Origin of the sequence: Hydrogenophaga flava NBRC 102514 (assembly GCF_001571145.1) — a bacterium.
In the GTDB taxonomy this organism is placed as follows: Bacteria; Pseudomonadota; Gammaproteobacteria; order Burkholderiales; family Burkholderiaceae_C; genus Hydrogenophaga; species Hydrogenophaga flava.
In genome coordinates this window covers 49,152-63,944 of record NZ_BCTF01000028.1, presented here as the reverse complement: position 1 = coordinate 63,944, position 14,793 = coordinate 49,152, and the positions used below count along the sequence as shown (strand labels likewise).

Annotated in this window: 9 protein-coding genes; 8 read left to right on the top strand and 1 reads right to left on the bottom strand. The window is 61.9% G+C overall.

Translation table 11 applies throughout. The features are described from left to right. From HFL01S_RS25575 to HFL01S_RS24825, 6 genes are all read left to right on the top strand, one after another. The coding region (locus tag HFL01S_RS25575) for a hypothetical protein (protein ID WP_218008654.1) at positions 1 to 252 on the top strand (252 nt) is incomplete at its 5' end. 388 nt (positions 253 to 640) lie between these two features. Beyond that, a complete protein-coding gene (locus tag HFL01S_RS20875; protein WP_066262245.1) occupies positions 641 to 1,312 on the top strand; it encodes a heteromeric transposase endonuclease subunit TnsA in 672 nt (223 codons plus the stop codon). A gap of 9 nt (positions 1,313 to 1,321) precedes the next feature. Further along, on the top strand, positions 1,322 to 3,448 hold the full coding sequence (locus tag HFL01S_RS20870) for a TnsB C-terminal domain-containing protein (RefSeq protein WP_084383542.1): 2,127 nt from the start codon (positions 1,322 to 1,324) through the stop codon (positions 3,446 to 3,448). Between the two features lie 3 nt (positions 3,449 to 3,451). Then, positions 3,452 to 5,116, top strand: a complete 1,665-nt coding sequence (locus tag HFL01S_RS20865) for a TniB family NTP-binding protein (protein WP_084383541.1) — start codon at positions 3,452 to 3,454, stop codon at positions 5,114 to 5,116. Beyond that, positions 5,044 to 6,297, top strand: coding sequence for a TniQ family protein (locus HFL01S_RS26000; RefSeq protein ID WP_369407754.1), 1,254 nt, complete (start codon positions 5,044 to 5,046; stop codon positions 6,295 to 6,297). The genes HFL01S_RS20865 and HFL01S_RS26000 overlap by 73 nt, the downstream gene beginning before the upstream one ends. Positions 6,298 to 6,464: 167 nt before the next feature. After that, the gene (locus HFL01S_RS24825) at positions 6,465 to 7,493 is read left to right on the top strand and encodes a transposase (RefSeq protein ID WP_084383539.1); all 1,029 of its coding nucleotides are present in this window, start codon (positions 6,465 to 6,467) and stop codon (positions 7,491 to 7,493) included. 204 nt (positions 7,494 to 7,697) lie between these two features. On the opposite strand, the gene HFL01S_RS20860 is transcribed toward HFL01S_RS24825, so the two are convergent. Beyond that, positions 7,698 to 8,468 carry a ComEC/Rec2 family competence protein gene (locus tag HFL01S_RS20860; RefSeq protein WP_066262239.1) on the bottom strand — a complete coding sequence of 257 codons (771 nt, stop codon included), beginning with the start codon at positions 8,466 to 8,468 and terminating at the stop codon, positions 7,698 to 7,700. A gap of 131 nt (positions 8,469 to 8,599) precedes the next feature. On the opposite strand from HFL01S_RS20860, the gene HFL01S_RS20855 reads away from it, so the two are divergent. Together HFL01S_RS20855 and HFL01S_RS20850 are read left to right on the top strand one after the other, a co-directional pair. After that, positions 8,600 to 12,118 carry a transglutaminase family protein gene (locus HFL01S_RS20855; RefSeq protein ID WP_066262237.1) on the top strand — a complete coding sequence of 1,173 codons (3,519 nt, stop codon included), beginning with the start codon at positions 8,600 to 8,602 and terminating at the stop codon, positions 12,116 to 12,118. A gap of 80 nt (positions 12,119 to 12,198) precedes the next feature. Beyond that, complete coding sequence (locus HFL01S_RS20850) at positions 12,199 to 14,793, top strand: circularly permuted type 2 ATP-grasp protein (protein WP_066262234.1); 2,595 nt, start codon at positions 12,199 to 12,201, stop codon at positions 14,791 to 14,793.

Sequence of the window (14,793 nt, the reverse complement as noted above, 5' to 3'; positions counted from 1 at the left end):
GTTCTTGAAGAGCTGCTGTCAGAGGCGAGTCCGCTGCAAGCCTTGGCAGTGTCAGCGATGGCCCTTGACCACGACGGACTTAGCTGGCGCCAACATGAGGTCGCAAGCGTCTGGAAGAAGGAGGACCATTCAAGTGATTTGGACTCGGGGGGAATGGTGCTCTCGCTGAAGAACGACGGTAGGTTGCGGACGTTCAAGCTGGCAGAGGCCAAGCGCGGCAGTAAGTGCACTTGCCTTTTCACTTGCGCATGAACGGTAGTGGTCGAAACTGCATGTGGACGCCTAAGCAAAGCAACCCATCTGAGCAGTTTGCGTTGCGAATCCGCCACGCAGAAGGACGAGAAACGCGTACTAAACAAACCCCTCATCAGGTCGACTTTAGACAAACAAGTCGGTTTCTACACATGCGTGTCGAGAGCGAATACAGCCACCTCGACCAACTCATACGCATCAAATAGGAACCGTTATGGCAGGACGTATCAAGTGGACTGAGAAAAAAATTGAGGAATTGAGAAGGGCTGGTCGCGGAACCGGTCGTGGCCCGGACTACCGGCCGTGGATAGAGGTTCAGGACTTCTCAAGCCAAGGCCGCTGTCTGCGAAGGCCAAGCAAGAAAACAGGTAGGAGCGTGCATCACTTCATGTCCGATATCGAAAGTCGACTTTTTGTCGCTCTCGAGTGGCAACGAGATGTGAGTGACATCAGAGAACAGTTTCCGCTCTTCGACCGGGGCTTCACGCAGCAGGTCGCACGCGAGCTAAAGGTAGCGCATCCCTACTATCCTCAAACGCACGTTCCCGTCGTGATGACCGTCGATTTCATGGTGACCAAAGTAGTGAGCGGCAAAGAGGTCATGGTGGCGTACGACGCAAAAGACGAAGGAGCCCTCAACGACCTAAACACATTGAACAAGCTTGAAATCACCAGAGAAGCCCTGGCACTCATGGGAGTTCAGCATCACCTCGTGCTCGACACCTCCATCCCTCGGAAACGGATTGACAACATCGAGTGGATTCAGCTTGCAGCTGTTCGTGAAGGCGAAGTGCTGCCACGGCCGAACTACTTTGAAGACCTCAAAGCTTCAATGGAAAGCGACCTGCTCAAGTATCGCGGCAACCTCACTCTGAGCGAGTACTGCAGGCAGTTCGAAGAGGGGGTTGGCCTACCCCGTGGCACGGGACTACGCGTCGCGAAGCTCTTGATGCTCGACCGTACGCTGGTCCCTGACCTCAACCTTCGAGAAATCGAAAAATCTCTGGTCAAAGAGATGACCATCACCGCAAGGTTTGGAAATCTTCGTGCCGTTGCCTGAGGTCAAGTCATGCTCTTTAAGAACAACATATTTGAGGTCGACGACAACAAATTTCGTTTGCTTGATGTCAACACGGAAACGAACGAAGCCTCAATTTTTCACCTCAACAACAAAGACGCTTGGCCATCCCAGGTTCCTTTCTCTTCAATTCGAGACCTGAATGCCATTTCTGCAAAGCCAGGCGCCGCTGCACGTCAGAGAAATGTGCCTACCGCAGCGATGGTACGGGTGCGCGAGAAGGCATATACGGCTCTTGGAGACCTCCCCAGCAAGCTTCTCTATGTCTCCGACACTTCGGAGCGAGCTCGCCAGATACAGCAGCAAGCAGAAACAGCCGGAGTAGCGCCCAAGACTCTTTATAAACACTTGAGAAGGTGGTACGCAGGCGGACAGACTAAGGACGCATTGCTAGGCAACTTTCACAAGTGCGGCAAACAGCCAGACGGCAAAGGTACAACGGCCAAACGCGGCCGCAAGACGTCGAGCTATTCGGTCTATCAGCTAACACCCGCTGACATCGAGACCATGAAATCAGTGGTGGAAAACGTCTACCTCCGCAACGAACTTGCGACCATCGCGAGTACTTTTGTAGCCCTAGTCGACAACCACTACTCCTATCAGGACGGCAATGGCGCCGTTATCGCAAAACCGTTTGGTGAGCGGCCGACCCCACGTCAGTTCGACCACTTTCTCCGTTCTTTCTTCTCGGCTGCAGTCATAGCGCGCAGCCGGAAAGGAAATGACTTCGACCTTGAAGACCGTGCCGTTCTTGGTTCAGTACTTGAGGACTGCCATGGCGTTGGTCATATCTATGAGGCTGATGCAACCATTGGCGACATCCATTTGGTGGCCAGGGATAACGTCAACGTCATCGTCGGGAAGCCGACCATCTACCTGATTGTCGACAGAAAGTCGCGACTGATTGTGGGTTGGTACATCGGGCTCGAAAACCCGTCCTGGGTGTGCGCGCAGCTCGCCTTCATGAGCATCTCGGAGGACAAAGCTTCGATGTGTGCCCGCTATGGCGTCAAGTATGACCGTAGAGACTGGCCCGCTCACAAAGTCTTCTGCCAGAAGGTGCTCGCTGACCGCTCAGAACTCTTCAGAAACAAGAGTGACCAATTGGCAAGCGAGATTGAGATTCAGGTCGCAAACACTCCGCCAAAAAGGGGCGACCAGAAGGCTTGCGTAGAAACGAAGTTCCATCAGAATCGCACGTCCCTTCAACCGGACTCGCCGGGATTTGAGCCACCGGAAAACTTGAAAAAACGACAGGGCAAGCACTATGAAAAAGACGCCTGCATGACCCTCGATGACTTCAGAGCAATGATGCTGAACCTCATCATCATGCACAACCGCATGCCGATGGCCAACTACCCGAGGAGCCCCAGGGAGGTGCTAGACGACGTGAGCCCGAGCCCTATTGAGCTGTGGAATCACGGAATCGTTGAGCGCTCGGGAGTGCTCCCTCAGTTTGAGTATGAGTCAGTACGAAGTGCCCTTCTGCCGAGAGAAGAGGCTGTCGTCACGGAACACGGCATTCGATTCAACAGCTGCCACTACACGTGCGAAGAGGCAGTGAAAAGCGAGTGGTTTGAGAAGGCGCGGAAGAAAACCTTCAAGGTACTCATCTCTCATGACTTGCGCTCAGTCGACCACATCTATGTCCATGACCCGATTCAGCGCGGCGTTGTGCACGAATGCTCCTTAACACCACCTTCGAGGGCGTACTCTGGGTACTCATGGGCGGAGGTGCAACACATAACGAAGACTGCAAAGAAGCAGGACCATGTCATTGAGCAAGGCCGACTTCAGACAAAGATAGATGCAAACACCGCAAACAAGAAGATTGCTGACAAAGCCAAGAAGAAGCTCAAAGAACAAAGAAATGGGTCCTCACGGACTGCTCGGAAAAGAGAAATCAAAGAACAGCGTGCAGACGAACTCAAACATCAACAGCAAGATGACCTTGAGTACGCAAACAAACCGGCGCCGCCACATGCAGTGGAACTTACGACGGCACACGGCTCCCGCTCTACGGGGGAGCCTGCACATAAAGAAGGGAGTGCATCTGCAGGTTCAGCCGCTCTGACGGCGGAACGCGCGGCAGCTGCTCGTCAACTCATTTTTGGATGACACATGAAAAATCTTCATGAACTTAGCCCTCAGTGCTGCGTCGCAAAGTACACGCCGGCAAGGCTCCCACGGCACAAAGACAACCCTCTCATTGAAGCGCTTCCACCAGTCTTGGAGGAAGAAGACATTCTTGCCAAGCTATCGAAGAAGCCGCAGTTCGAAGTTGCGCAGCGCGAATGGCCGACAGCCGAACGCATTGAGGCGCTTGAGACCCTAATGAACTTCCGCGTTCCGTTGCACAGGCATGTCGAGATGAGCTCGACGCTGACCTCCATGATTCGAAACGGGTACGTAGGCCGCGCCCCCAGAACTGCGGAACATGCGAGGCGCTACCAGGCAATCTATGAGAGTGGATTTCCAGGCACCCATGAGGACCATTCATTGCTCGAAACTGCTGGACAGAGCTCGACGCTACTCATCGGACTGTCAGGGATGGGCAAGACCAGCTTCATCAAGCACTGGTGCTCGCAAATGCCTCAGGTCATCTTTCATCCGACGCTGAATGTGTACCAAGTGACTTACTTGCACGTTGAGATGCCGAGTGACGGTTCTTCAATCAAAGGTCTCGCCCACGGCATCCTTTCTCAACTCGACAAGCTGATACCGAGCGCAAACTACTACGAGACGTTCGCGGTGCGTGGTAAGCCGGGTGCTGACGCACTTATGCGAAGCGTCGCGCGATTGCTTCACATGCATCATGTGGGCGTACTCATCGCTGACGAAGTTCAAAACCTCGCCAACTCGCACAAGAGTCAGCAAACTGTGATGACTGAACTGGTCTCGGCCTGCAATGAACTCGGACTCCCGATTGTCTTTGTCGGTACGAACAAAGCAAAGAGGGTGTTCTCACTCGACTTTCGACAAGCGCGTCGCGCTTCCGGCCGCGGTATGTCTTATTGGGGCCCGCTTGAGCGAAGCGACGAGATTGACTCCCTTTCTGAGTGGGACGAGTTCATAGAGGAACTCTTCCAGTATCAGTGGGTGAAGAATCCAGTCGTACTCGATGCAGAGCTTCGAGAGATGATGTTCCACTACAGCCAGGGCGTAGTTGACATAGCGCTGAAACTGTTTGTCTCAGTGCAGGCTCTTGCGATGCTGGACAAGTCGGAGCGCATCACAGTTGAACACCTGGGACAGGTGTACTCAACTGAAATGGTGCTGCTTCACCCAATGCTCAGGGCTCTGCGCGACAACGACTTGAACAAGCTGGCGGAGTATGACGACATCGCCCCACTCGACATCGATGGGTATCTTGAGCGCGTGAAAAACGGCGTCCATCGCGAGATGATGAGTCGTCAAAAGAACTCTGAGCAAGACACTGTAACGGTGGACAAGATTGCTTCTGCGTTGGTCTCGCAGGGGTTCGAGAACGGCGAGAGTGTTGATGCTGCGCAGAGGATGTTCGACGATGGGAATTTCAAGGACCTTCCGCAAGCGGTAGCCAAGGCAGTGAAGCTACTGAACACCAACATCGGGGTTCCGACAAAGCGCACCACAGCTAGCACCAACGCTCAAATTCTTGCCAGCCTCGAATCTGCCATTGCGGACAGACCGAGCGACTACAGAAACGCCTATGTCAAGGCTCACAAAGCAAAGTGCCCTGTCCCAGACAAGATGGCCGAACTCGGGTTCGTTATGCCTCTGGAAGAGCTACTCGACCTTGCATAGTGCTGCTGCTACCAAAGCCCTACCCCGATGAAGTAGCGGGAAGCATCCTGGCGCGGGCTTTGTTTCATACGGGACTACCAGTCAAGCGGCTGTTCTGGTCCATATATGGGTCTCGCCGCTCGAATGCATCATTCTTCCTTGGAAGTGACATCGGACGACTTGCTCTGGCGACTGGCTCATCACCGGTTGAGTTCGTGCTCGAGCACACCATGCTCCCCTACGCGATTGCATTCTTGCCTCCGGCTGAGCAAGCAAGAATCATCGAGAAGGCAATATCGCTCGACACCTCGTCAGAGTCCTTGAGCTCGATAGCCAAGAGTGTGACCGTCGGTTCTAGGTACCGACGTATTTGCGCTTCATGCGTACAAGAGGATTTGGGATTGTTGGGCGAGTCCTACTGGCGGCGCGCTCACCTTCTCCCAATGTCGCGCACGTGTGCGACTCATGGAATCGAACTTCTCGAAACGGACATACCCGTAGGAGGTAGCAGGGGAACAAGGAACTTTGTGATGCCGCATCAAGCCAAGGCCGCAAGGCCTTGCCCTCCAGTGGCGAAAGAGATTGAACGACTGGTGGAAAGGGTCGGGCTTGAAGCACTGCATCGCTCAATACCCCAAAACGAAAACTGGTCCCACGTGTACAAGCTTCGAGCGTGCGAGCTTGGATATGGGATGCCCTCTGGAGACGTGGCATCCGCCGCTCTTGCAAGGGGTATGGCGAATGAGTTTGGTTTGGATTTTCTTGTCAAACACGGGGCTCGCTTTTCAAGAGCAGCTACCTCTTCTTGGCCTGCTTTACTCGTGCGCCCAGATTCAGCTCCGAACGTCTCTGCTACACGGCATGTTTTCATGCACGCATTTCTTCGACTCGGAGTTCGCGCGCCTGAACAGGTTCTTCAAACATACAAGCGCCCTGGGAAAGCCCCCAGAAACCTCAGCTCGACTGACGAGGAAGCAACACGCCGCTTTAGGGAGTTTCAAGAGGTATGGAAGCAGTCCTCTCGCCGCTTCACAGTCAGAGAAGTTCTGGAAGTGCTGGGACTCGCTCAGACATACCGTCATCACTACGTGGAGTTCCCATCTTTGCGTGCAGCCTTGCGGGTCTTTCGATATACGGAACTTGCAGAACGACAAATCGGGAGGCGAAAACGCGTCTACGCAAGTAGCGCAAAGCGCAAGTGAACCCCGCACTTCCGTAGAAGTTCTCAGGAGAGCTAGAGCGTGAGGTCCCCACACAGGGTGCGGTCAACTGAACATACCGCCGGAGACTGTTTGAGCTGCTGGTTTGGTATGGGACAACCAAAAAGATAAAACCCATCCCCTATTCATCTCTGAAGGAGGTGGATGGCATGGATTGGCTGAGCGAGGTGGTGGTAAGTCGGGGGAGGATGCAGGGGCTTGTGTTCAAGGACAAGGGGGAAGTTGAGTATCTGGACGTTGGTGATTTCTATCAGAGTGGCATTCCGAAAGAGGAGGACATCGTCATACGGGCACGACTAGATTCTGCTGACTTCAGCCCAGCAGAAAGCGAGGATGTGCTCCCTCATTTTGGGCTGGTACTGCCGCAGGGACGGCACAACAAACATACGCTGTGGCAAGTTGCTGTTCAGAATCGCAGGCTCTTTGTTCCCGCTCTTGCCTTGATGCGAGCGATGTTTGTGCCCACCCGCTTCATGCTTGAAGAATTCTTCAAGCCTCAAGCAATAGACCAAGTGTCTTGGTCGAACCAAGAAGCGCCTCCAACGATTCATCTTGAGGCGTCATGGGCTCGTCAAGCCAAAGGGCTAAGGCTGAGGGACCCCACTCCATTGCTGGCGTGGATTCACAGCTGTCCGACAGCTCGTGTCATGGCGGACAGCGTTCACGTGTCTGCATTGAGCGGAAAAGTCCATATGGAGCTTCCGCTTTGCCAGATGGACCTGCGATTGCGCGGAATAGCCCACTCAACCGGCGTACTTGTGACCACTGTGGAAGTCATGAGCATCGAAAGCCGAGAGGCCTCTTTCCCGGGGGGCGACGCACCAAAGTTGTGCATTCCCGGAAAATCCAGGAAGAGACCGACAGCGTATGCACCACACAAGGAGTTGCAGGAATACTCTGTGCTGGAGAACAGCCAGGGGACTGTTTTCATTTCTGACGAGGAGTGGCCTGAAATTCTGGAGACACTCCAGAAATTTCGAGACGTAAGGACTGGAAGACTGGACAAGCGCCAGCTCTTGGATGGCATCCTAGTCAAGCTGCACACCAAGAAGCCTTGGCGAAAGTGCGCTTACAGAGTGGGTTCTTGGAACAATGCCGCTCAAACTTTTCGTGACATGGAAGAAAAGGGCTCCTTACTTCCTGTTTTGAAATATCTACGAGAGTCGCGGTCAACTTGACCGGCTCCTCCGCGTACTCGTATCCACGGCCACTTTTGTGGCCGTTTGCATTTCTAAATCCAACCAACGACTTTCTCGCCGACTCAAGGCGGAACAGAGACACCGACTTAATGTAAAACCGACTTGAATGTGAACTCTGGAGACCGATGAGCAGAAAGCGCAAACCGAGTTGTTTGTGTGATGCACACTCACCTCTTGCCTGCTTCAGAGAGAACGCCAGTTACCGAGTTGATTGTGGAAGGTCAGCTCGATCGCCGCCTGGTCGCCCACCACCAGCGCCGCCAGCACACCGGCGCTGCGCGGGTCCTGCACGCGCGTTGCGATGCGGTCGGCCACCCACTGGCGCGCGGCCTCCACCGGGTGGCTGCCGCTGGCGCCGAGGAACACCGGCGCGGGGTCGCGCGGGCCGTCGCGCAGGTAGCCGGTGGCGCCGATGCCCTGCTCCCAGAGCCAGCGCTCGCGGTCGAAGCCGTGGGGGTTGGACACGCCGTGCGGGCGCTTGAGCCGTACCGTCAGCCGCCAGGCGTCGCCCGCGCGCCAGCTGCGCCCCGTCCCCTGCCCCCGGAAGTCGCTGATCAGCAGCCGCGGCGGCAGGTCCACCGCCTGGCCGTCCCGCGCCGCCGATTCGACGGCGAACTCGAAGCGGTCGCTGTCGGCGCCGCGCTGGGGCATGGTGGCCACCTGCCCGGTGACTACCAGGTTCACGCCTTCCAGAGAGGTCGCGAGCGCCTGCGCCTGGTAGCGCGCTGCGCGCAGACCCGTCGCGCCTGCCGCCGCGAGGGCGCCCGCCAGCAGGGCGGCACCCAGCGCAAGCCCGGCGCGTCGCCCAGCCCCAACCCATGCGGCAACGCCGGCCAGCATGAGCACCGCCGCCAGCAGCGCCGCGTACACCGCTCCAGGCCACAGCCGCGCCTGCTGAAGCTGCAGCGCCACCCCCAGCACCGCGCCGGGCAGCACCGCCCACAGCGGGTGCATCAGGCGGTCCGCCAGACGGCCGTGCGCCGTGGCGCGGGACTTGCTAGATTGTGTGTGTGTCGAACGCGCGCGGCAGCCCGCCCTGGCAGCGTTTTCATTGTTTGTGACTCCCTGTTGAAAGTGACCCCAGCATGGCCATCCATGTCGCCCTGAGCCACATCACCCATTATCGGTACGACCGCCTGGTCAAACTCGGCCCGCAGGTGGTCCGCCTGCGGCCGGCGCCGCACAGCCGCACCAAGGTGCTGTCGTACTCGCAGAAGATCGAACCGGCGGGCCATTTCATCAACTGGCAACAGGACCCGTTCGCCAACTACCAGGCGCGCCTGGTGTTCCCCGAGCCCACCACCGAGTTCAAGGTCACCATCGACCTGGTGGTGGAGATGGCAGTCCACAACCCGTTCGACTTTTTCCTCGAACCACGCGCCGAGAAATTCCCCTTCACCTACGACGAAGCCCAGAGGCAGGAGCTGGCGCCCTACCTCGCCACCGCGCCGCTGACACCGCTGGTCAAGGGCTACCTGGAGCAGGTCGACCGCAGCGAGCAGCGCACCATCGACTTCCTGGTCGGCATCAACCAGAAGCTCTGGAAGGACATCGGCTACACCATCCGCATGGAGCCGGGCGTGCAGACGCCCGAACAGACGCTGACGCTCAAGAGCGGCTCCTGCCGCGACTCGGGCTGGCTGCTGGTGCAGCTGCTGCGCCACCTGGGCCTGGCGGCGCGCTTCGTCTCGGGCTACCTGATCCAGCTCACGCCCGACGTGAAGGCCATCGATGGCCCCAGCGGCCCCGAGAAGGACTTCACCGACCTGCACGCCTGGTGCGAGGTGTTCCTGCCCGGCGCCGGCTGGATCGGCCTGGACCCGACCTCGGGCCTGCTGGCCGGTGAAGGACACATCCCGCTGGCCTGCACACCGACACCGTCGAGCGCCGCCCCGGTCGAAGGCGCGATGGACAAATGCGAGGTGACGTTCGAGCACCACATGGGCGTGACCCGGGTCTACGAGTCCCCCCGCGTGACCAAGCCCTACACCGAAGACCAGTGGGCCGAGGTTCTGAAGCTGGGCGAGCAGGTCGATGCCGACCTGGTCAAAGGCGACGTGCGCCTGACACAGGGCGGCGAGCCGACCTACGTGGCCGTGAGCGACCGCGACGCTGCCGAATGGAACACCGACGCGCTGGGACCCACCAAGCGCGGCTACGCCACCGAACTGCTGGGCCGTCTGCGCGAGCGCTACGGCGACGGCGGCTTCGTGCACATGGGCCAGGGCAAGTGGTACCCGGGCGAACAGCTGCCGCGCTGGGCACTGTCGGTGTTCTGGCGCGCCGACGGCGAACCCTGCTGGGGCAACCCCACGCTGCTGGCCGACGAGCGCGACGAGGCCCGCTACAGCGCCGACGACGCGCAGCGCTTCACGCAGGCGCTGGCGCGCCGGCTGGGCCTGTCCACGCAGTACATCACCCCCGGCTACGAGGACACCTGGTACTACCTGTGGCGCGAGCGGCGCCTGCCGGTCAACGTCGACCCCTTCGATTCGAAGCTCGACGACGAGCTGGAGCGCCAGCGCCTGCGCCGCGTGTTCGGTCAGGGTCTGGACGCCACCGTGGGCTACGTGCTGCCGCTGCAGGCCTCGGGCCACGGCCCGCTCTCGAATAACGGCAAGAGCAGCTACCACCGCGTCAGCGGCACGGTCTGGTCCACCGGCCCCTGGTTCTTCCGCGACGAGCGCATGTACCTGATCCCCGGCGACTCGCCCATGGGCTACCGGCTGCCGCTGGACTCGCTGCCCTGGGTGTCGATGGGCGACTACCCGTACCACATCGAGCAGGACCCGCACAGCGCGCGCGACCCGCTACCCACCGGCTCGGCGCTGCGCCACCAGGTGCACCCGCACACCGTGGGCGGCGGCTTTGCGGAAGGTGGCACCGTCTCGCTGCAGGGCACCGACTGGTTCGACGAACACGGCCCCGGCGGCGACGCCGAGGCGCTCGGCCTGCGCCGCGGCCAGCCGCACCCGGCCTCTTCGCCGGCGCAGCAGCTCTTGTCCCGCTTGCCGCAGCGTGGCGAATCGGCCGCCTGGCTGACCCGCACCGCGCTGGTGGTGGAGGCGCGCGACCCGCAGCGCGCCAACGGCCCCAAGGCCGAGAAGACCAGCGGCGGCAAGGGCCAGCACCTCTATGTCTTCATGCCGCCGATGCAGCGGCTGGAGGACTACCTCGACCTGCTGTCGGCTGTCGAGGACACGGCCGAGCGCCTGGGCATGAAGATCGTGCTCGAAGGCTATCCGCCGCCACGCGACCCGCGCCTGAAGATGCTGCAGGTCACGCCCGACCCCGGCGTGATCGAGGTCAACATCCACCCCAGCAGCAGCTTCGCCGAACTGGTCGAGCGCACCGAGTTCCTCTACGAGGCGGCGCACCAGACGCGCCTGTGCGCCGAGAAGTTCATGACCGACGGGCGCCACACCGGCACCGGCGGCGGCAACCACTTCGTGCTCGGCGGCGCCACGCCGGCCGACTCGCCCTTCCTGCGCAAGCCCGAGCTGCTGGGCAGCCTGGTCGCCTACTGGCACAACCACCCCTCGCTGTCCTACCTGTTCAGCGGCCTGTTCATCGGCCCCACCAGCCAGGCCCCGCGCGTGGACGAGGCTCGCAACGACCAGCTGTACGAGCTGGAGATCGCGCTCAACCAGATCGAGCAGAACCGCCAGCGCCACGGCCAGGACATGCCGCCCTGGCTGGTGGACCGCACGCTGCGCAACATCCTGATCGACGTCACCGGCAACACCCACCGCAGCGAGTTCTGCATCGACAAGCTCTACTCGCCCGACACCTCGACCGGCCGCCTGGGCCTGCTGGAGCTGCGCGCCTTCGAGATGCCGCCGCACGCCCACATGAGCATCGCCCAGCAGTTGCTGCTGCGCGCCCTGATCGCGCGTTTCTGGCAGCAGCCATGGCGCGGCAAGCTCACCCGCTGGGGCACCGAGCTGCACGACCGCTTCCTGCTGCCGACCTTCATCCGCATGGACTTTGAGGACGTGCTGGCCGATCTGGCCGGGGTGGGCTACCGCTTCGACATGGCCTGGTTCGAGCCGCACTTCGAGTTCCGGTTCCCGCTGGTGGGCCAGGTCACCGCGCGCGGCATCGAGCTCACACTGCGCAACGCACTGGAGCCCTGGCATGTGATGGGCGAGGAAGGCGCGCCCGGCGGCACGGTGCGTTATGTGGACTCGTCGCTGGAGCGCATCGAGGTGCGCGTCAGCGGCTACAACGACAGCCGCTACGTGATCACCTGCAATGGCCGCGCCCTGCCCCTGCAACCCACTGGCACCGCGGGCGAACACGTGGCCGGCGTGCGCTACAAGGCCTGGAACCCGCCGTCGGCACTGCACCCGAGCATCGGCGTGCACGCGCCGCTGACCTTCGACATCGTAGACACCTGGATGCACAAGTCGCTCGGCGGCTGCCAGTACCACGTGGCCCACCCGGGCGGCCGCAACTACGACACCTTCCCGATCAACGCCTACGAGGCCGAAAGCCGGCGCCTCTCGCGCTTCTTCCAGATGGGCCACACGGCGGGCAAGCTGGTGGTGAACGCGGCGACACCCAGCCGCGAGTTCCCGTTCACCCTGGATCTGCGACAGTGACCGAGACCACGCGGCTGTGACAACGGCCCGAACCGCCCCGGGGTCCCCCAAAGGATGAGCCACGGGCACACTCCAAGCCCGTGACCCCAGAAGAATCCAGAGACTCCCTGTTCGACGAGCTCAGCCCCGAATCCCCCGGGGACTGGGCGCTGTCCCTGTCGGTGCCCGCCGACGCCGGGCACCGCGACGAGCTGCGCGACAGCGCCGACCCGCACGCCCTGGCACCCCAGTGGAACCGCTTCTTTGACCATGTGGGCACCGACGGCCTGGCCGACCTGAACCGCCGCGCGGACAACCTGCAGCGCCAGATCCGCGACAACGGCGTCACCTACAACGTCTACGCCGACGCCGCCGGCGGCCTGCAGCGCCCCTGGGCGCTCGACCTGTTCCCGATGATCGTGGCGCCGCAGGACTGGGCCCAGATCGAGGCCGGCGTGCTGCAGCGGGCCCAGCTGCTCAACGGCATGATGGCCGACCTCTACGGCCCCCAGGAGCTGCTGCGCCGCGCCCTGCTGCCCACCGCGCTGGCCCAGGGCCACCCCGGCTACCTGCGCGCCATGAAGGGCGTGACACCGCCGGGCAACACCTGGCTGCACATCGCCGCATTCGACCTCGCCCACGGCCCCGACGGCCGCTGGTGGGTGGTCGGCCAGCGCACACAGGCGCCTTCGGGCCTGGGCTACCTGCTGGAAAACCGCATCGCCATCGCTCGGCAGTTCCCGAAGGCCTTCGCCGGCATGAAGGTGCAGCGCCTGGCCGCCAGCTACCGCGCGCTGATGGACGGCATCAAGGCGCTGGCACCGGAGGGCGAGGACGCGCGCATCGCCCTGCTCACGCCCGGCCCTTACAACGAGACCTACTTCGAGCACGCCTACCTGGCGAGGTACCTGGGCCTGACCCTGGTCGAGGGCAACGACCTGACCGTGCGCGACCAGCGCCTCTACCTCAAGACGCTCAAGGGCCTGGAGCCGGTGCACGCGCTGATCAAACGCGTGGACGACCAGTGGCTGGACCCGCTGGAGCTGCGCTCGGACTCCAGCCTGGGTGTGCCCGGCCTGCTGCAGGTGCTGCGCGCGGGCAACCTGCTGCTGGCCAACGCACCGGGCTCGGCGCCGCTGGAATCGAGCGCGCTGCTCGGTTTCCTGCCCGCCATCAGCCGCCACCTGCTGGGCGAAGAATTGAAACTGCCCTCGCTGGCCACCTGGTGGTGCGGCGAAGACGCCGCGCTGCGCGAGGTGCTGCCCCTGCTCAAGGGCGGCGTGATCAAGCCAACCTACCCCGGCTCGGGCCTGGAGACGGCCATCGGCCAGAGCCTGAACGCGCGCGAGCTGGACGAATGGTCTGGCCGCATGGTGCGCCACCCCGACGACTACACGGTTCAGTCCTGGCTGCCGCTGGGCCAGACACCCACCTGGACCGGCGAACGCCTGATCCCGAGGTCGGCCATGCTGCGCGTCTTCGCGCTGGCCGACGGCCCGCAGAGCTGGCGCGTGCTGCCCGGCGGCCTGGTGCGGCTGGCACCGCGCGGCCAGCTGATGGCCTCGATGCAGCGCGGCGGCTCCAGCGCCGACTGCTGGGTGATGACCGAAGGTGAGGTCGACACCACCAGCCTGCTGCAGTCGCAGCCCAGCACCCTGGCCCTGGCGCACCAGAAGCGCCCGGTCACCAGCCGCGCCGCCGAAAACCTGTTCTGGCTCGGCCGCTACACCGAGCGCGCCGAAAACGCGGTGCGGCTCGCCCGCATCGTGCTCGACCACCTCGGTGGCGAAGAGCCCAGCTCGCGCGCCCTGCTTGCCTGGCTCTCGGCCACCGCACGCGAGAACGCCCTGGTGCTGGACGATGTGCCCGGCGCCGAGCAGGCCGCGCGCGTGTTCGCACGCTCGCTGATGGCCGGTCTGTCGCCCGCGCCGGGCTCGCCCCTGGCGGGCCAGAGCTGCAGCGTGGGCCACAACCTGCGCGCGCTCAAGAGCGCCGCGTCCCAGGTGCGCGACCGGCTCTCACCCGAACACTGGAACCTGATCGAACACGCCGAGGCCAGCTTCGCGCAGGACTGCGCCGCCATGGCGGCCGACGCCGAATACGGCACCGCCGAGGCGCTGGCCGCCCTCGCCGCGCTGAGCGAGCGCCTGGCCGCCATCACCGGCGCGCAGACCGACCGCATGGTGCGCGACAACGGCTGGCGCCTGCTGTCCGTGGGCCGCCACATCGAGCGGCTGATCACGCTCTCGCGCGCGCTCTCGCTCGGGCTGGAGCACCGCTGCATGGACGACCCGACGGGCTTCGAGGCGGTGGTCGCGCTATTCGACAGCACCATCACCTTCCACGCCCAGTACCAGCAGCGGCGCGACATGGTGGCGCTGATCGACCTGCTGGTGATGGACCGGGACAACCCCCGCTCCATCGCCTGGGTGGTGCAGACCCTGCGCTCGCGGCTGGCCAAGCTCTCGCAAAGCGCCACGCCACAGGACGCGGTGCTGGCCCAGGGTCTGCCCGACCCCGACGTGTGGGTGCTGACCGAGCTGAGCAGCTGGCAGCGCGAGGAACAGACCATGCGCTACAGCACCCTCGCCGAGCTGCTGGACGGCTGCGAGGCCGCGGCGGCCGACCTGTCCGACGAGATCACCCGGCTGCACTTCAGTCACGCCGACCGCAAGACGCAGAGCGTCGGCGTCTGA

Bases quoted from the DNA above. Each gene is read 5' to 3' on its own strand.
- HFL01S_RS20875 (WP_066262245.1), top strand. From the start codon at position 641: ATGTCCGATATCGAAAGTCGACTTTTTGTCGCTCTCGAGTGGCAACGA.
- HFL01S_RS20870 (WP_084383542.1), top strand. From the start codon at position 1,322: ATGCTCTTTAAGAACAACATATTTGAGGTCGACGACAACAAATTTCGT.
- HFL01S_RS20865 (WP_084383541.1), top strand. From the start codon at position 3,452: ATGAAAAATCTTCATGAACTTAGCCCTCAGTGCTGCGTCGCAAAGTAC.
- HFL01S_RS24825 (WP_084383539.1), top strand. From the start codon at position 6,465: ATGGATTGGCTGAGCGAGGTGGTGGTAAGTCGGGGGAGGATGCAGGGG.
- HFL01S_RS20860 (WP_066262239.1), bottom strand. From the start codon at position 8,468: ATGCACCCGCTGTGGGCGGTGCTGCCCGGCGCGGTGCTGGGGGTGGCG.
- HFL01S_RS20855 (WP_066262237.1), top strand. From the start codon at position 8,600: ATGGCCATCCATGTCGCCCTGAGCCACATCACCCATTATCGGTACGAC.